The sequence below is a fragment of the Streptomyces cyaneofuscatus genome, assembly GCF_042718795.1.
Classification (GTDB): Bacteria; Actinomycetota; Actinomycetes; order Streptomycetales; family Streptomycetaceae; genus Streptomyces; species Streptomyces cyaneofuscatus_A.
The window spans coordinates 130180-147293 of record NZ_JBHXOX010000011.1; the positions used below are offsets into that span (position 1 = coordinate 130180).

General features: G+C 71.8%; 20 protein-coding genes. 18 read left to right on the forward strand and 2 right to left on the reverse strand.

The features are described 5' to 3' along the window. Positions 1-109 precede the first annotated feature (109 nt). Positions 110-1663, forward strand: coding sequence for a signal recognition particle protein (ffh, locus tag ACFWRT_RS15070; RefSeq protein ID WP_380951887.1), 1554 nt, complete (start codon positions 110-112; stop codon positions 1661-1663). A gap of 104 nt (positions 1664-1767) precedes the next feature. Here the strand turns inward: ffh and ACFWRT_RS15075 are convergent, their stop codons facing one another. After that, entirely contained in the window at positions 1768-2643 is an 876-nt protein-coding gene (locus tag ACFWRT_RS15075) for a methyltransferase domain-containing protein (RefSeq protein WP_380951886.1), read from the reverse strand. 451 nt (positions 2644-3094) lie between these two features. On the opposite strand from ACFWRT_RS15075, the gene ACFWRT_RS15080 reads away from it, so the two are divergent. From ACFWRT_RS15080 to ACFWRT_RS15160, 17 genes are all read left to right on the forward strand, one after another. Next, complete coding sequence (locus tag ACFWRT_RS15080) at positions 3095-3688, forward strand: hypothetical protein (RefSeq protein WP_018509633.1); 594 nt, start codon at positions 3095-3097, stop codon at positions 3686-3688. Between the two features lie 158 nt (positions 3689-3846). Next, positions 3847-4287, forward strand: coding sequence for a 30S ribosomal protein S16 (gene rpsP, locus ACFWRT_RS15085; RefSeq protein WP_030569580.1), 441 nt, complete (start codon positions 3847-3849; stop codon positions 4285-4287). 2 nt (positions 4288-4289) lie between these two features. Next, a complete protein-coding gene (locus ACFWRT_RS15090) occupies positions 4290-4529 on the forward strand; it encodes an RNA-binding protein (RefSeq protein ID WP_003965959.1) in 240 nt (79 codons plus the stop codon). A gap of 136 nt (positions 4530-4665) precedes the next feature. Next, positions 4666-5250: a ribosome maturation factor RimM gene (gene rimM / locus ACFWRT_RS15095; protein ID WP_380951885.1), complete on the forward strand. Its 585-nt coding sequence runs from the start codon at positions 4666-4668 to the stop codon at positions 5248-5250. After that, positions 5250-6071 (forward strand): tRNA (guanosine(37)-N1)-methyltransferase TrmD, encoded by an 822-nt coding sequence (trmD, locus tag ACFWRT_RS15100; RefSeq protein WP_380951884.1) that lies wholly within the window; start codon positions 5250-5252, stop codon positions 6069-6071. The genes rimM and trmD overlap by 1 nt, the downstream gene beginning before the upstream one ends. A gap of 130 nt (positions 6072-6201) precedes the next feature. Continuing rightward, a complete protein-coding gene (gene rplS / locus ACFWRT_RS15105; RefSeq protein ID WP_019763533.1) occupies positions 6202-6552 on the forward strand; it encodes a 50S ribosomal protein L19 in 351 nt (116 codons plus the stop codon). Positions 6553-6635: 83 nt separating this feature from the next. After that, positions 6636-7409, forward strand: coding sequence for a signal peptidase I (lepB, locus tag ACFWRT_RS15110; RefSeq protein ID WP_380951882.1), 774 nt, complete (start codon positions 6636-6638; stop codon positions 7407-7409). Then, positions 7402-8478 (forward strand): signal peptidase I, encoded by a 1077-nt coding sequence (gene lepB, locus ACFWRT_RS15115; protein WP_380951881.1) that lies wholly within the window; start codon positions 7402-7404, stop codon positions 8476-8478. Before lepB (ACFWRT_RS15110) ends, lepB (ACFWRT_RS15115) begins: the two co-directional genes overlap by 8 nt. Further along, on the forward strand, positions 8381-9292 hold the full coding sequence (gene lepB / locus ACFWRT_RS15120) for a signal peptidase I (RefSeq protein ID WP_380951897.1): 912 nt from the start codon (positions 8381-8383) through the stop codon (positions 9290-9292). Before lepB (ACFWRT_RS15115) ends, lepB (ACFWRT_RS15120) begins: the two co-directional genes overlap by 98 nt. Positions 9293-9342: 50 nt before the next feature. Then, positions 9343-10086 carry a signal peptidase I gene (gene lepB, locus ACFWRT_RS15125; RefSeq protein ID WP_380951880.1) on the forward strand — a complete coding sequence of 248 codons (744 nt, stop codon included), beginning with the start codon at positions 9343-9345 and terminating at the stop codon, positions 10084-10086. Further along, positions 10083-10571, forward strand: a complete 489-nt coding sequence (locus ACFWRT_RS15130; protein WP_380951879.1) for an NUDIX hydrolase — start codon at positions 10083-10085, stop codon at positions 10569-10571. The genes lepB (ACFWRT_RS15125) and ACFWRT_RS15130 overlap by 4 nt, the downstream gene beginning before the upstream one ends. A gap of 64 nt (positions 10572-10635) precedes the next feature. After that, a complete protein-coding gene (locus tag ACFWRT_RS15135; RefSeq protein ID WP_003965949.1) occupies positions 10636-10944 on the forward strand; it encodes a DUF2469 domain-containing protein in 309 nt (102 codons plus the stop codon). A 164-nt stretch (positions 10945-11108) separates the two neighbouring features. Continuing rightward, entirely contained in the window at positions 11109-11468 is a 360-nt protein-coding gene (locus ACFWRT_RS15140; protein ID WP_380951877.1) for a YraN family protein, read from the forward strand. Further along, positions 11468-13090, forward strand: a complete 1623-nt coding sequence (locus tag ACFWRT_RS15145) for a YifB family Mg chelatase-like AAA ATPase (RefSeq protein WP_380951876.1) — start codon at positions 11468-11470, stop codon at positions 13088-13090. The genes ACFWRT_RS15140 and ACFWRT_RS15145 overlap by 1 nt, the downstream gene beginning before the upstream one ends. A 110-nt stretch (positions 13091-13200) precedes the next feature. Continuing rightward, positions 13201-14313, forward strand: a complete 1113-nt coding sequence (gene dprA, locus ACFWRT_RS15150; RefSeq protein ID WP_380951896.1) for a DNA-processing protein DprA — start codon at positions 13201-13203, stop codon at positions 14311-14313. Between the two features lie 254 nt (positions 14314-14567). Beyond that, positions 14568-15404 carry an RNA polymerase sigma factor WhiG gene (gene whiG, locus ACFWRT_RS15155; RefSeq protein ID WP_026241016.1) on the forward strand — a complete coding sequence of 279 codons (837 nt, stop codon included), beginning with the start codon at positions 14568-14570 and terminating at the stop codon, positions 15402-15404. 128 nt (positions 15405-15532) lie between these two features. After that, positions 15533-16090, forward strand: a complete 558-nt coding sequence (locus tag ACFWRT_RS15160) for a TetR/AcrR family transcriptional regulator (RefSeq protein ID WP_380951895.1) — start codon at positions 15533-15535, stop codon at positions 16088-16090. Here ACFWRT_RS15160 and ACFWRT_RS15165 read toward each other — a convergent pair. After that, on the reverse strand, positions 16041-16829 hold the full coding sequence (locus ACFWRT_RS15165) for a murein hydrolase activator EnvC family protein (RefSeq protein ID WP_380951875.1): 789 nt from the start codon (positions 16827-16829) through the stop codon (positions 16041-16043). The two genes, ACFWRT_RS15160 and ACFWRT_RS15165, sit on opposite strands and share 50 nt — an antisense overlap. Positions 16830-17114: the final 285 nt, after the last annotated feature.

The window sequence follows — 17114 nt, forward strand, 5'->3', positions numbered from 1 at the left end:
CCCTCGCTCGGCACCAGATCCGGGCGAGGGCTTGGTGTTCTCCGGGGGCCGGATACCCTGGAGGGCGATTGACCTGCCCCGCCCCCGACCCTGAGGACCGACGAGCGCCGTGTTCGATACTCTCTCCGACCGCCTTAGCGCGACTTTCAAGAACCTCAGGGGCAAGGGCCGCTTGTCCGAGGCGGACATCGACGCCACGGCACGCGAGATCCGTATCGCCCTGCTGGAAGCCGACGTCGCCCTGCCCGTGGTCCGGGCCTTCATCGCCAACGTGAAGGAGCGGGCGCGCGGCGCCGAGGTCTCCCAGGCGCTGAACCCCGCCCAGCAGGTCGTCAAGATCGTCAACGAGGAGCTCGTCGCCATCCTCGGCGGCGAGACCCGGCGCCTGCGGTTCGCCAAGACCGCCCCCACCGTGATCATGCTCGCCGGTCTCCAGGGTGCCGGTAAGACGACGCTGGCCGGAAAGCTCGGCCTCTGGCTCAAGGGCCAGGGCCACTCCCCGCTGCTCGTCGCCTGCGACCTCCAGCGCCCCAACGCCGTCAACCAGCTCAGCGTCGTCGCCGAGCGCGCCGGCGTCGCGGTGTACGCCCCCGAGCCGGGTAACGGCGTCGGCGACCCGGTCCAGGTCGCCAAGGACTCCATCGAGTTCGCCAAGGCCAAGGTCCACGACATCGTCATCGTCGACACCGCGGGACGCCTCGGTATCGACCAGGAGCTGATGCGGCAGGCCGCGGACATCCGCGACGCCGTCAGCCCCGACGAGATCCTCTTCGTCGTCGACGCGATGATCGGTCAGGACGCGGTCAACACCGCCGAGGCCTTCCGCGACGGCGTCGGCTTCGACGGCGTGGTCCTCTCCAAGCTCGACGGTGACGCCCGTGGTGGCGCCGCCCTGTCGATCGCCCATGTCACGGGCAAGCAGGTCATGTTCGCGTCGAACGGCGAGAAGCTGGAGGACTTCGACGCCTTCCACCCGGACCGGATGGCCTCCCGCATCCTCGACATGGGTGACCTGCTCACCCTGATCGAGCAGGCGGAGAAGACGTTCAGCCAGGAAGAGGCCGCCAAAATGGCCTCGAAGCTCCAGTCGAGCAAGGGTGGAAAGGACTTCACCCTCGACGACTTCCTGGCCCAGATGGAGCAGGTCCGCAAGATGGGCTCCATCTCCAAGCTGCTCGGGATGCTGCCCGGCATGGGGCAGATCAAGGACCAGATCAACAACATCGACGAGCGCGACATCGACCGCACCGCCGCGATCATCAAGTCGATGACGCCCAAGGAGCGCGCCGAGCCCACGATCATCAACGGCTCGCGCCGGGCCCGTATCGCCAAGGGTTCGGGCGTCGAGGTCTCCGCCGTCAAGAGCCTGGTGGAGCGCTTCTTCGAGGCCCGCAAGATGATGTCGAAGATGGCCCAGGGCGGCGGCATGCCCGGGATGCCGGGGATGCCGGGCATGGGCGGCGGCCCCGGCCGCCAGAAGAAGCAGATCAAGCAGGCCAAGGGCAAGCGCAAGAGCGGCAACCCGATGAAGCGCAAGGCCGAGGAGGCCGCCGCCGCGGAGCGCCGCGAGCAGGCGGCCGCCCAGGGCGGCGCGTTCGGGGTTCCGGCGCAGGAGGACAAGAACTTCGAGCTGCCGGACGAGTTCAAGAAGTTCATGGGCTGATCGGCTTACCTGAAACGCGCGTAAGGGGCGCCCTCTCTCAGGGGCGCCCCTTACGCGCGTTCGCAGCGGCTTCTTTCAGGAAACGTTCCAGGACACGCGAACGCTCACGTCGTGCACACCAGGTAACGGAAGACGTTCGGCATCCACACCGTGCCGTCCGGCCGCCGGTAGGGATGCAGCGCCTCCGCGACCTCCTTCTCCACCTGGGAGCGGTCGGTGGCCCGTACGGCGGCGTCGAAGAGCCCGGTCGACAGCAGCCCGCGCACCGCGCTGGCCGGATCCGCGTACCCGAACGGGCAGGAGACCCGCCCCGAACCGTCCGGCTTCAGCCCCGACCGCGCGGCCACGTCCTCCAGATCGTCCCGGAGCGTCGGCCGCCACCCGCCGGGCCGCGGCGGACGCGCGGACTCCGTCAGCCGGGCCGCGACCCGCAGCACCGGCGCCGTGGCACACCGCTCCGGCGGGCCCCAGCCGGTCAGCACCACCGTCGCGCCCCGGGCCGCCAGCGGCAGCGCCGACTCCAGAGCCGGCACCAGCCCCTCGGAGTCACCGGCCGCACAGCCGATCGGCTCGAACACGGTGATCAGGTCGTACGGTGCCCCGTCCGCGCCGGCGCCCGCCGGGAGCCCCTCGTCGTGCAGCCGGGCCCGGCGCGCGGGCGCACCTTCCGCGCCCTCCGCACCCTCTGTGCCTTCGTCGGGTAGCAGCCGCGCACGCGCCAGCGCCAGGCGCTCGCGGTCGGAGTCCACACCCGTCACCTGCGCCCCCCGGGCCGCCGCGACGAGCAAGGCGAGCCCGGAGCCACAGCCGAGCGACAGCATCCGGGTGGCGGGTCCGACTTCGAGCCGGTCGTACACCGCCTCGTAGAGCGGTGCCAGCATGCGTTCCTGGATCTCGGCCCAGTCGCGGGCACGGGTACCGGAGTCCGCCGACGCGGAGGGATCCGCGTCCCGGAGGTTCCGGACGAGCGTCGGTGTCATGGAAAGCGCCCCAATCCGCCAAGAGGTCGATCTTGCCCGAGTGGACGGCCCCCCGCATGCGTATGTCCGCACCCCCCGTATGCCAGGGAACTGCGCATCGGCCGTTCCGTCCAGGGGGCATGGGGCACTGTTTGCGTGCCCCGGTCGTGCGCCTCTCCGGATCAGTCTTACCCGACACCGGGCACCGGGCACGTCGAGCGGTCCGCCGGGTACCCTCTCCGGCGGGCCCGTAAGTGGCACCGGGCGCCGGTGCACCGCACATCCCGTGCGCCGGGCGCACCGCGCGCTGTGCACCACCTTGGTGCGAGCTGTGCGTCTTCTCCGCAGTTCGGCGCACCCGCCCGCCTCCGGACGCATCCAGGTCACATCACGAGCAACTGACTGGTACGTGCAAATTATTTGGGATGCCCCGGAATAGGAACACCGGGGCACTCGGACTCGTTGTCACGACGTGAGCACGACACCACCTGTACTTGCCGCAGAGCTGGCACAGGCGTGGGCCGACATTCAGCGGTACCACCCCGAGCTGCCCGATCTAGCCGCGCCCGAGTCCCTGATCGGAGAGTCCTCGTCCGCCTGTGGCGCCGAGCTCTCCTTCGAGCGACTGCTCCACGAGGCAGTCCACGGCATCGCTGCCGCGAGAGGAGTCCGTGACACTTCCCGCGCCGGCCGCTACCACAACCGACGCTTCCTCGCGATCGCCGAGGAGCTGGGCCTCGACCATGCCGAGGAGCCCCACCCCAGCAGCGGATTCTCGCTGGTCACGCTGAATCCGGAGGCCAAACGCCGGTACCGCCCGACCACCGAACGGCTGCAGCGCGCCCTCAAGGCGCACACGGTCGCCACCGCCGCCGACACCAAGCGCTCCTTCCGGGGCCCTGCCGCCCGGCACGGTTCCTCCGGAGGCGGTGTCCGGGTCAAGGCCGTCTGCGACTGCGGACGCAACGTCCGCGTCGTCCCCTCGGTCCTGGCCCAGGCCCCGATCGTCTGCGGTGGCTGCGGCAAGCCGTTCCAGATCCCGGAAGCGGCGGTCGCGGTGGGGTGAGGTGAAGTGGTGTGGCACAATGGCTAGCTGTACTCGACAGTCGCATAGGACCCCTCTCTCCTCCGGCTGACGCGTCCATCGGGCACTTACGAGTACCGCAACCCCACGTGGCATCTAGTTGTGCCCAACCACGTCAGAGACCAGGAGACACCACTTCCGTGGCAGTCAAGATCAAGCTGAAGCGTCTGGGCAAGATCCGTTCGCCTCACTACCGCATCGTCGTCGCCGACTCCCGTACCCGCCGTGACGGCCGGGCCATCGAGGAGATCGGCCTGTACCACCCGGTGCAGAACCCCTCGCGCATCGAGGTCAACGCAGAGCGCGCGCAGTACTGGCTGTCCGTCGGCGCCCAGCCGACCGAGCCGGTCCTCGCGATCCTGAAGCTCACCGGTGACTGGCAGGCCCACAAGGGCCTCCCGGCCCCCGCGCCGCTCCTGCAGCCGGAGCCCAAGGCTGACAAGCGCGCCCTGTTCGAGGCGCTGTCCTCGGACGGCGACGAGGCCAAGGGTGAGGCCATCACCCCCAAGGCCAAGAAGGCCGACAAGAAGGCGGACGAGGCGGCTGACGCTGCCGCGTCCACCGAGTCGACCGAGGCCTGAGCATGCTCGAGGAGGCTCTCGAGCACCTCGTGAAGGGCATCGTCGACAACCCCGACGACGTGCAGGTTGCCGAGCGCACCCTGCGCCGCGGGCGCGTGCTGGAGGTCCGGGTCCACCCCGACGACCTCGGCAAGGTGATCGGCCGTAACGGCCGTACCGCCCGCGCTCTGCGGACCGTCGTGGGCGCCATCGGCGGTCGTGGGATCCGTGTCGACCTCGTCGATGTGGACCAGGTCCGCTGACCGCAGTTGAACACCGGCCAGGGCCGGGGAGGGCCTTCGGGCCGTCCCCGGCCTTTGTCGTCGGCCACCCCGGGCTCTCCCGCGTCCGGCCGGCCCCCGGGTCCCCAGGTCCCCACCCCATCAATCGGAGAACAGCGTGCAGTTGGTAGTTGCGCGGATCGGCCGCGCCCATGGCATCAAGGGCGAGGTCACCGTCGAGGTACGAACGGACGAGCCGGAGCTGCGGCTCGGGCCCGGTGCCGTCCTGGCCACCGACCCGGCGGCCACCGGACCGCTCACCATCGAGTCGGGACGGGTGCACAGCGGCAGGCTGCTGCTGCGCTTCGAGGGCGTACGTGACCGCACCGGCGCCGAGGCCCTGCGCAACACCCTGCTGATCGCCGACGTGGACCCGGAGGAGCTCCCGGAGGACGAGGACGAGTTCTACGACCACCAGCTCATCGACCTGGACGTCGTGCTCGCCGACGGCACCGAGATCGGCCGGATCACCGAGATCTCCCACCTGCCCTCGCAGGACCTCTTCATCGTGGAACGCCCCGACGGCAGCGAGGTGATGATCCCCTTCGTGGAGGAGATCGTCACCGAGATCGACCTGGCGGAGCAGCGCGCGGTCATCACCCCGCCGCCCGGCCTGATCGACGAGAGCGAGGCCGTGGTGGCCTCCTCCCGTGATGAGAATGAGGCTTCCGGGGCCGACGAGGCGCCGAAGGGCGACGCCTGATGCGGCTCGACGTCATCACGATCTTCCCCGAGTACCTCGACCCGCTGAACGTCTCCCTGGTCGGCAAGGCCCGCGCCCGCGGGGTGCTGGACGTCCAGGTCCACGACCTGCGGGAGTGGACGTACGACCGGCACAACACGGTCGACGACACCCCCTACGGCGGCGGCCCCGGCATGGTCATGAAGACCGAGCCCTGGGGCGACGCGCTGGACCAGACGCTGGCCGACGGGTACGAGTCCGGCGCGCACACCCCGGTCCTCGTCGTGCCCACGCCCAGCGGCCGCCCCTTCACCCAGGAACTGGCCGTGGAGCTGTCCGCCAGGCCGTGGCTGGTCTTCACCCCGGCGCGGTACGAGGGCATCGACCGCCGGGTGATCGACGAGTACGCCACCCGCATCCCGGTCGTCGAGGTCTCCATCGGCGACTACGTGCTGGCCGGCGGGGAGGCGGCCGTCCTGGTGATCACGGAGGCCGTGGCCCGGCTGCTGCCCGGCGTCCTCGGCAACGCCGAATCGCACCGGGACGACTCCTTCGCCCCCGGCGCCATGGCCGACCTCCTGGAGGGGCCCGTCTACACCAAGCCGCCGGAGTGGCGCGGTCGAGGGATCCCGGACGTCCTGCTCAGCGGCCACCACGGGAAGATCGCGCGCTGGCGGCGGGACCAGGCGTTCGCCCGGACCGCCCTCAACCGGCCCGATCTGATCGAGCGGTGCGAGGCGGGCGCCTTCGACAAGAAGGACCGCGAGATCCTCTCCATCCTCGGCTTCGCGCCGGAGCCCGGCGGCCGATTTTGGCGCAGGCCCCCGGCCGTGGAAGAATAGGCCGCTGCTGTACGTCCGGTGTGCGCCCCTGCCACAGGGGGAAAGACGCCCGCCCGACGCGATCAGCACTCCTTCACTCCTCTCGACATCCCGTCGATGACCTGTGGCATCGGCGAAGAAAGCAGAACTCATGTCTTCCCTGCTCGATGGCGTCAACGCCGCCACCCTCCGGTCGGACGTCCCGGCGTTCCGCCCCGGTGACACCGTCAACGTCCACGTGCGAGTGATCGAGGGCAACCGCTCCCGTATCCAGCAGTTCAAGGGCATCGTCATCCGCCGTCAGGGCTCGGGCGTCAGCGAGACCTTCACGGTCCGCAAGGTCTCCTTCAGCGTCGGCGTCGAGCGCACCTTCCCCGTGCACAGCCCGATCTTCGAGAAGATCGAGCTCGTCAGCCGCGGTGACGTCCGTCGCGCCAAGCTGTACTTCCTCCGTGAGCTCCGCGGCAAGGCCGCGAAGATCAAGGAGAAGCGCGACAACTGAACTGCTTCGGGGGTCACCTCCCCGGCGTGACCGGTCAGGCACCCCCTGGCGTCCACAGCGCGGCCGGATAGGATTCGGCCGCGATGGACACGCAAGCAGAGCACTCGGAGCGCGATCGCTCCTCGGAACCCCGTGCCGGGTCCGAGGAGGGGTCGCGCTTCTCGCGTGTCCGGGGCGCCCTCACCGCCGTACGGCCCTGGCGGCGGCGCATCCTCGTCGCGGGGGTGGCGGGCACGGCCGCGCTGCTGCTGTTCAGCGCCTTCGTGGTCCAGCCCTTCCTGATCCCCAGCGGCTCCATGGAGCCCACTCTGCGGGTCGGGGACCGGGTGCTCGTCAACAAGCTGGCGTACCGGTCCGGCGCCGAGCCCCGGCGCGGGGACGTCGTGGTCTTCGACGGGACGGGCTCCTTCGTACGGGAGGACCTGGACGCGAACCCGCTGGCCGCGCCGGCGCGCTGGGCGGCGGCCTCCCTGGGCCTGGCCGAACCCCCGGACACCGACTTCGTGAAGCGGGTGGTGGGCGTGGGCGGTGACCGGGTCGTCTGCTGCGACGCGCGGGGCAGGCTCCGGGTGAACGGGGTGCCGGTGGACGAGACGTACCTCCATCCCGGGGACACCGCCTCCGAGGCCCCGTTCGACATCGTCGTCCCGCAGGGCACGCTCTGGGTGCTGGGTGACCACCGCAGCCGCTCCAGCGACTCCCGCGACCACCTGGGGTCGCCCGGGGGCGGGATGGTCCCCGTCGAGCGCGTGATCGGCCGGGTGGACTGGCTGGGCTGGCCGCCCGCCCGGATCGGCGGACTGGAGGGAACCGGCGCCTTCGACGGCGTACGGGCACCCGGCAGGGCGCATGGGTAACCGCGGGCGCCCCCGCGGCGCCCCAGCCCCCGACGCGTCGCTGCCGACCGGGAGCCGGCCCACCACGCCCCGCTCGCTGCCGACCCGGGCCGAGCGCCGCAGGCTCGCCAAAAAGGTCCGGCGCAAGCGGCGCAGATCCGCGGTGAAGGAGATACCGGTCCTCATCTTGCTGGCGCTGCTGATCGCGCTCGTCCTGAAGACCTTCCTCGTCCAGGCGTTCGTGATCCCGTCCGGCTCGATGGAGCAGACCATCAAGATCGGCGACCGCGTCCTGGTGGACAAGCTGACGCCGAACTTCGGGTCGAAGCCGCAGCGCGGGGACGTCGTCGTCTTCAAAGACCCCGGCGGCTGGCTCCAGCAGGAGAACGCCGCGGGCAAGGAGGATCCGCCCATCGGCGTCAAGCAGGCCACCGAGGCGCTCAAGTTCATCGGCCTGCTGCCCTCCGACGACGAGCAGGACCTGATCAAGCGGGTGGTGGCCGTCGGCGGCGATACCGTGAAGTGCTGCGGCACGGACGGCCGCGTCACCGTCAACGGCGTACCGCTGAACGAGCCCTACCTGCACCCGGACGACCGGCCCTCGACCGTGCGGTTCGAGGTGGAGGTTCCGGCGGGCCGCCTCTTCATGATGGGCGACCACCGGTCCAACTCCGCCGACTCCCGCTTCCACCTCGACGAGCCCGGCAAGGGCACCGTCTCCGAGGAGGAGGTGGTGGGGCGGGCCGTCGTGATCGCCTGGCCCTTCTCCAACTGGACCACTCTGGAGGAGCGCGAGACCTTCGCCGCGGTGGCGCGGGCGAGCGGCTCGGAGGCGGCGGTCGTGGGGCCGTCGCATAGGGTTGCCACTCCGGATCGGGACGGAATGGTCCGGCTCCCGACCCCTGCGGAACTCCCGCTCGTTATGGGAGTGGTGGGCCTGCACCGGATCGGGCGCGGGCAGTGGCACGTATTGAGGAGTGGATGTGGGGGATTTGGCGGTCGGCGCACGATCCGGACACGACGAACCCGAGGACCGGCCGGGGCGCGACGAGTCTCCCGAAGGCGGGGCGGCGGTGCCGCCGGGCGGTGACGGCGGTACACCGGGCGACGACGACGGCACTCCGGGCGGCGGCAGGCCTCCCCGGAAGCAGCGCTCCTTCTGGATGGAGCTGCCGCTGCTCGTCGGTATCGCCCTGATCCTGGCGCTGTTGATCAAGACCTTCCTGATCCAGGCGTTCTCGATCCCCTCGGACTCGATGCAGAACACCTTGCAGCGGGGCGACCGGGTGCTGGTCGACAAGCTCACCCCCTGGTTCGGCGCCGAGCCGGAGCGCGGCGAGGTCGTGGTCTTCCACGATCCGGGCGGCTGGCTGGAGGGCGCCGCGGCCCCGGAGCCCAACGTGGCGCAGAAGTTCCTCAGCTTCATCGGTCTGATGCCCTCCGCCGAGGAGAAGGACCTGATCAAGCGGGTCATCGCGATCGGCGGCGACACCGTGGAGTGCAAGGAGAACGGGCCGGTCACGGTCAACGGCAAGGCGCTCGACGAGAAGTCGTTCATCTTCCCGGGGAACACCCCGTGCAACGACAAGCCCTTCGGCCCGATCAAGGTCGGGGAGGGCCGGATCTTCGTCATGGGCGACCACCGGCAGAACTCCCTGGACTCCCGCTACCACCAGGAGCTCCCCGGCCAGGGCACCGTCTCCAACGACGAGGTCGTCGGCCGCGCCATCGTCGTCGCCTGGCCGGTGGGCCGCTGGGCGACCCTGCCCATTCCCAGCACGTTCGACCAGCCCGGGCTGAACGCTGCCGCCGCGCTGGCCCCGGCCGCACTGGGGGTGGCCGGAGCACTGCCCCTCGTGTTGTGGCGCCGCAGGAGGCTGACTGCCGGGCGTACCGCCGGGTAGGGTGCCGACTCGGATCAGCGATAGTCGATCTCCGATGGGGGAGCGCTGGGATGAGTGGTACGCAACGCGACGATGACGGCCGCGGCCGGGCCGGCACCATGGTGTCGGGTCTGGCCGTGGCCGTCGGCTGTGTGCTCTTCCTCGGGGGGTTCCTCTGGGCAGCCGTGGTGTACAAGCCGTACGCCGTCCCCACCGCCTCCATGTCCCCCACGGTGAACGCCGGGGACCGGGTGCTCGCGGAGCGGATAGACGGCGGCGACGTCCGCCGCGGTGACGTGGTGGTCTTCCGCGACAGCGTCTGGGGCGACACCCCGATGGTGAAGCGCGTGGTCGGCGTCGGCGGGGACACGGTCGCCTGCTGCGACGAGGAGGGGCGGCTCACCGTCGGCGGCACCCCCGTCGAGGAGCCCTACATCGACCGCGGCGCGGCCGCAGCGGGGAAGCGGGCGCCCGCCTCGCCGCAGGACTTCTCCGCCAAGGTGCCGAAGGGCCAGATCTTCCTCCTCGGGGACGAGCGGTCCACCTCCCTGGACTCCCGGGTCCATCTGGAGGACGCCGGGCAGGGCTCCGTACCCCTGAGCGCCGTCCAGGCCCGGGTCGACGCGGTGGCCTGGCCGATGAACGGCATGATCGGCCGCCCCGAGGCGTTCGCCGCGCTGCCGGGCGGGGTCTCCGCCGACGGCCCGCTCCCGTTCCAGGTGGGGGCGGTGCTGGTGGGCGTGGTCCTCATCCTCGGAGGAGCGGCGTACGGACCCGTCGCCGCCCGCTCCGCCCGCCGCCGGGCCGCCGGGTGACCGGCGCCGTACGCAGGGTCGCCCGGGTGGTCCTCCTCGACCCCGACGACCGCATCCTCCTGCTCCACGGCCATGAGCCGGGCGACCCCGGGAACGACTGGTGGTTCACGCCCGGCGGCGGCCTGGAGGGCGAGGAGACCCATGGGGAGGCGGCCCGCCGCGAGCTGGCCGAGGAGACCGGGATCACCGACGTCGAGCTGGGCCCGGTGCTCTGGAAGCGGATCTGCTCCTTCCCGTTCGACGGGCGGCGCTGGGACCAGGACGAGTGGTACTTCCTCGCCCGCACGACACAGACCGCCACAGACCCCCAGGGCCTCACCGAGCTCGAATTGCGCAGCGTCTCCGGTCTGAGGTGGTGGACTTCCGCCGAACTTCTCGCGGCGCGTGAGACGGTGTACCCGACCAGACTCGCCGAGCTGCTGCGCACGCTCCTCGACGAGGGTCCCCCGCCTGTGCCGTTGGTCCTCGCCGCCGAAACCGCCTGATCGTCCAGGGGCGCCGGAGGCTGACGCACAATGGGGGGACGCACGGCTGAAGGGGAAACATGCCATGAGCGCCGAGGACCTCGAGAAGTACGAGACCGAGATGGAGCTGAAGCTCTACCGGGAGTACCGCGATGTCGTCGGTCTGTTCAAATATGTGATCGAGACCGAACGGCGCTTCTACCTCACCAACGACTACGAGATGCAGGTGCACTCCGTCCAGGGTGAGGTTTTCTTCGAGGTGTCCATGGCGGACGCCTGGGTCTGGGACATGTACCGGCCCGCGAGGTTCGTCAAGCAGGTCCGCGTGCTGACCTTCAAGGACGTCAACATCGAAGAGCTCAACAAGAGCGATCTGGAACTTCCGGGAGGCTGACCCCGCGCGGTCCTCAGGGCACGGGGCCGCCGACTCGTGCGAGATGCGGTACAGACCCGGTCACCCGTATGGGTGGCCGGGTTTTCCACATCGGGAGGGTTGTCCACCAAGATCCACAACTTCTGTCCGGCCGGGTCAGAGTCGGTGCCGGAGGTGGTGGAGAGATGAACGCACGGGGGGCACTCGGGCGGTACGGCGAGGATCTGGCGGCACGGCTGCTGACCGACGCCGGAATGGCCGTGATCGAGCGCAACTGGCGCTGTCGCGCCGGAGAGGTCGACATCGTCGCCAGGGACGGCGACGCACTGGTCTTCTGCGAGGTGAAGACCCGCAGGCCGAACGGGTTCGAACATCCGATGGCCGCGGTCACCCCGGTCAAGGCGGACCGGCTGCGCCGGCTCGCCGAGATCTGGCTGGAGCGGCACGGCGGACCGCCGCCCGGCGGGGTCCGGATCGATCTGATCGGGGTGATCGTGCCCCGGCGCGGCGCCCCGGTCACCGAGCACGCGCGGGGGGTGTCCTGATGGGGTACGCGCGGGCGTGTTCCGTGGCGCTGGTCGGCGTCGAAGGCGTGGTGGTGGAGGTCCAGGCGGACCTGGAGCCCGGGGTGGCGGCGTTCACGCTGGTCGGGCTGCCGGACAAGAGCCTGATCGAGAGCCGGGACCGGGTGCGGGCGGCGGTGGTCAATTCCGGGGCGGAGTGGCCGCAGAAGAAGCTCACGGTGGGCCTCTCCCCGGCCTCGGTCCCGAAGAGCGGTTCGGGTTTCGATCTCGCCGTGGCGTGTGCGGTGCTCGGCGCGGCGGAACGGCTGGACCCCGCCGCCATCGCCGATGTCGTGATGATCGGCGAGCTGGGGCTGGACGGCCGGGTCCGTCCGGTACGGGGGGTGCTCCCGGCCGTCCTCGCGGCGGCCGAGGCCGGGTACCAGCAGGTCGTGGTCCCCGAGCAGACGGCCGGGGAGGCGGCCCTGGTGCCGGGCGTCTCGGTCCTCGGCGTCCGGAGCCTGCGCCAGCTCATCGCGATCCTCTGCGACGAACCGGTCCCCGACGAGCCCGTCGACGACCGGGGGCGCCCGGACGCCCTGCTCGCGGGGCTCATGGTCCCGGGCACGGGCCTCGGCGCCGGGCTTGCCCCGGCCTCCTCGCGCGGTGAGGGGCACACCCCGGACCTGGCGGACGTGGCGGGACAGCCGCGGCCCCGCAAGGCCCTGGAGGTGGCGGCGGCCGGGGGACACCACTTGCTGTTCTCGGGCCCGCCAGGTGCGGGCAAGACCATGCTGGCCGAGCGGTTGTCGGCGGTCCTGCCGCCGCTGACCCGGCAGGAATCCCTCGAAGTGACGGCGGTCCACTCCGTGGCGGGCATCCTCCCCCCGGGTGAACCGCTCGTCGCCCGGGCGCCGTACTGCGCCCCGCACCACTCGGCGACCATGCAGTCGCTGGTGGGCGGGGGCAACGGGATGCCGAGGCCGGGCGCGGTCTCGCTGGCTCATCGCGGCGTACTTTTCCTGGACGAAGCACCCGAATTCTCCGGAAAGGCGCTGGACGCGCTGCGCCAGCCGCTGGAGTCGGGCCATGTGGTGGTGGCGCGGGCGGCGGGGGTGGTGCGGCTGCCCGCCCGGTTCCTGATGGTGCTGGCCGCCAACCCGTGCCCTTGCGGCCGGCACTCCCTCACCGGCGCGGGCTGCGAGTGCCCGCCCTCGGTGGTCCGCCGCTACCAGGCACGGTTGTCCGGCCCCCTCCTGGACCGGGTGGACCTGCGGGTCGAGGTGGAGCCGGTCGACCGGGCGGATCTGCTGGAGCAGGGCGGGCGGGGCGAGTCGACGGCCGTGGTCGCCGCGCGGGTGCGGGAGGCCAGGGCGCGGGCGGCGGAGCGGCTGGCCGGGACGCCGTGGACGACCAACAGTGAGGTGTCCGGCCATGAGCTGCGGACCCGGCTGCTGACGGCCCCCGGCGCGCTGGCCGCGGCGGAGCGGGACCTGGAGCGCGGGCTCCTCACGGCCCGGGGGCTGGACCGGGTGCTGAGGGTGGCCTGGACGGTGGCCGACCTCAGGGGCGCTCCCCGGCCGGAGGACCGTGACATCGCGGTCGCCCTGGAGCTGCGGACCGGCATCCAGCGCGGGGCGCCGATGGAGATGGGGGCGCTATGAGCGGGGTCGACGCGCAGATGTTGCCCCTGGGGCCGGCGGCCGAGGGGCTGGAGCGGGGCCCGGCGCTGGGCCCGGAGCCCGAGCGGCTGGCGCGGGCCGCGTTGACGCGGGTGCTGGAGCCGGGGGACGAGCGTGCGGGGGCCTGGCTGCGGCAGGTTGGGGCCGTGGAGCTGCTACGGGCGCTCCGCGTCGCGGACGGCTCCGCGGAGAGGCTGCCGGGGATGACCGCCGTACGGCTGGAGGGCTACCGGCTCCGGGCTGCGGCGGCCGAGCCGGCGCGGGACCTGGCGGCGGTGGCCGCCCTGGGCGGGCGCCTCGTCTGCCCGGGGGACCGGGAGTGGCCGAGCCAGCTCGACGACCTGGGGGACGCTCGGCCCGTCGGGCTCTGGGTGCGGGGTCGGCCGGACCTGCGGCTGTGGGCCCTGCGCTCGGTGGCGGTGGTCGGTGCGCGGGCCTGCACGCCGTACGGGGCGCACATGGCGGGCGCCCTCGGCGCCGGGCTCGCGGAGCGCGGCTGGGTGGTGGTGTCGGGTGCCGCCTTCGGCGTGGACGGGGCGGCGCACCGCGGGGTCCTGGCCGTGGGCGGCGCGACGGCGGCGGTGCTGGCCTGCGGTGTCGACGTCCCCTATCCGCGAGGCCACGCGGAGTTGATCGGGCGGGTGGCCCAACAGGGCCTGGTGGTGGCGGAGTTGCCGCCGGGCTCGCATCCCACCCGCAGCAGGTTCGTCCTGCGCAACCGCGTGATCGCCGCCCTGACCAGGGGAACGGTCGTGGTGGAGGCCGAGTACCGCAGCGGCTCCCTCGTCACCGCCCGTCAGGCCCAGCGGCTCGGCCGGTTCGTGATGGGGGTGCCGGGACCCGCCACCAGCGGACTGTCGGCCGGTGTCCACGAACTGCTCCGCGGCGAGGGGGTGCTGGTCACCGACGCGTCCGAAGTCGCCGAGATGATCGGGGGGATCGGTGACCTCGCACCGGAACGGCGCGGCCCGGTGCTGCCCCGGGACCGGCTGGACCTGGTGGCGGCGAGGGTCCTCGACGCCCTCCCGTACCACGGCCCGGTCAGCCCCCGTGACCTCGCTCGCGCCGCCGGGACGTCCGCCGACGAAACGCTCGCGCGACTGTACGAGCTGCACTCACTGGGGTTCGTCGAACGCGAGGGCGACGGCTGGCGGTTGACGCACCCGTCACCCCGCGACGGCGACGCGCGGCGAGGCGGTTCTTGACCTGGAGCATTCGGGTGAAAAGGTAAGGCCAATGACCTCGCACGATCGATCGGTGACCTGCCCGGGGCCCTCGCCCAAGGCGACGGCCCCGACTCCCGGCAGGTGCGGGCGGCGTGAACGGCAGAGCGCAATCACGCAGCCCGGATCTCCGCTCCTGTGCGGACTGCGACGCCGCAGTCACGCTACGCTCACAAGGATTCCGCCCCAGACAGAAGTCCCCCAGCACTTCACGGCAGAACGGCTCAAGGCACCACATGCCCCAGCACACCTCCGGGTCTGACCGCGCGGCAGTACCACCGGTTGCGCGTGGCACTGTGCGCCCTCCCGCCCCCTCCTCGCTCGACGAACTGTGGCGTTCGTACAAGACCACCGGTGACGAGCGGCTGCGGGAGCAGCTGATCCTGCACTACTCGCCGCTCGTCAAGTACGTCGCGGGCCGGGTGAGTGTGGGGCTGCCGTCCAACGTAGAGCAGGCGGACTTCGTCTCCTCCGGGGTTTTCGGACTGATCGACGCCATCGAGAAGTTCGACATCGAGCGGGCCATCAAGTTCGAGACGTACGCGATCACCCGGATCCGCGGCGCGATGATCGACGAACTGCGGGCGCTCGACTGGATCCCCCGCTCGGTGCGGCAGAAGGCGCGGAACGTGGAGCGCGCCTACGCCACGCTGGAGGCGCAGTTGCGGCGTACCCCGTCCGAGTCCGAGGTCGCCTCGGAGATGGGCATCGCCCTGGAGGAACTGCACGCGGTTTTCAGCCAGTTGTCCCTGGCCAACGTGGTCGCCCTGGAGGAGTTGCTGCACGTCGGCGGCGAGGGCGGCGACCGGCTGAGCCTGATGGACACCCTGGAGGACACCGCCGCCGACAATCCGGTGGAGGTCGCCGAGGACCGCGAGCTCAGACGGTTGCTCGCACGTGCCATCAACACGCTCCCCGACCGGGAGAAGACGGTGGTGACCCTCTACTACTACGAGGGCCTCACCCTCGCGGAGATCGGCAACGTCCTCGGCGTCACCGAGAGCCGGGTCAGCCAGATCCACACCAAATCCGTGCTCCAGCTCCGGGCCAAACTGGCCGACGCCGGACGCTGAAAGTCCCCTTCCGGCCATCTGGGCCGAGGTTGATCCCTTCCCTCCGGCCAGCCGGACCGACGCTCTGCCCTTCCCTCCGGCAGCCGCCGCCGTAGAGTGGATACGTGCCCAGGATTCGAGCGGCCTCCGTGGCCGAGCACCGGACCATGCAGCGCGGCGCCCTCCTGGACGCCGCGCGCTCCCTGCTGTCCGAGGGCGGTACGGAGGCGCTGACCTTCCCCGCACTCGCCGAGCGCACGGGCCTCGCCCGGTCCTCCGTGTACGAGTACTTCCGCTCCCGTGCCGCCGTCGTCGAGGAGCTCTGCGCCGTCGACTTCCCGGTCTGGGCGGCCGAGGTCGAGAACGCGATGGAGCGCGCCGAGACCCCCGAGGCGAAGATCGAGGCGTATGTGCGCCGACAGCTCGACCTCGTCGGGGACCGCCGCCACCGGGCGGTCGTCGCGATCTCCGCGAGTGAGCTCGACGCCGGTGCCCGGGAGAAGATCCGGGCCGCGCACGGCGGCCTGATCGCCATGATCGTCGAAGCACTGGGCGACCTCGGCCACACGCAGCCGAGGCTCGCCGCGATGCTGTTGCAGGGATCGGTGGACGCCGCCGTGCGCCGTATCGAGCTGAGCGTGGCGGAGCAGCCCGGCGTCATCGCGGACACCGCTGTCGCGATGATCCTGCGCGGCGTACGCGGCTGAGCGCTGCGGCCGCCGGCGCTCCACCAGGGTCCGCCGGCGCCGCCTCTTCCGGCGCCGGACCCTCTTGCGGTTCCGGCACCCCGAAGACCGGCAGCAGCCGTGACGGCCCGCGCCGCAGGAGTGCGGGCGGCAGCAGCGAGAGCGGGTCGAGGTAGGTGTCGCCCCGCCGCAGCCCCCAGTGCAGACAGCCCCCGGAGCAGTGGAACGGCCCTGCCTCCAGCACCCCGACCGGCTGCCCCGCGACGACCTCGTCGCCCTTGGCCACCAGCGCCCACACCGGCTCGTACGTCGTGCGCAGCGGGGGCGCCCCGCTCCCGGCGAGTTCGATGACCAGCACCCCGCGCCCGGCCACCCGCCCCGTGAACGAGACCCTGCCGGTGGCGGCGGCCACCACCGCCTCACCCGGCCGGGCGGCCAGGTCCACGCCGCGGTGGCCGGGCCCGTACGGGGTGACGGGCGGCTCCCACCCCCGTAACACCGCGGGCCTGCCGGCCAGCGGCCAGACCGGCCCCCCGTCCAGCTCCGCGAACGTCGGGCGGCCTGCACCCGCACCCGCATCCGTACCCGCGCCCGTATTCGCGCCCGCGTCCGGCCCGGCCGTCGGCGGGGGCGCCTCCGCCTCCGCATCCGGCTCCGTCGGCGGCGGCGCCTCCCCGGTCCGGGCGGCGGGCAGGAACCGGGCACCGGCCGATGCCACCGGCAGGGCCGCCGCCAGCAGGGCCACGGCCAGCAGGAACATCGGCACCCGGTACCGGCGCGGGCCTGGTACAGGGCGAGGTGAGAGCAGGAATCGCATGGATCAACGCTCCCCCGGAGGTCCGGATTCCGGGGATCTTGGTCCGCGCCTGTGGACTACTCGTCGGTTGTGGATATCGCCGTCACCCGGCACCCGGCGGGTCCCGTACACTTCTTACGGCGATCCGGGTCACCGGGTCGACTTCGCACGCCCCGCCACCTCCCTCTTTCGAGATGGTGGCCGCGCTCCTCGGTCCCTTGTGGCACGGCGCGTCGGGGCGTCAGGCGC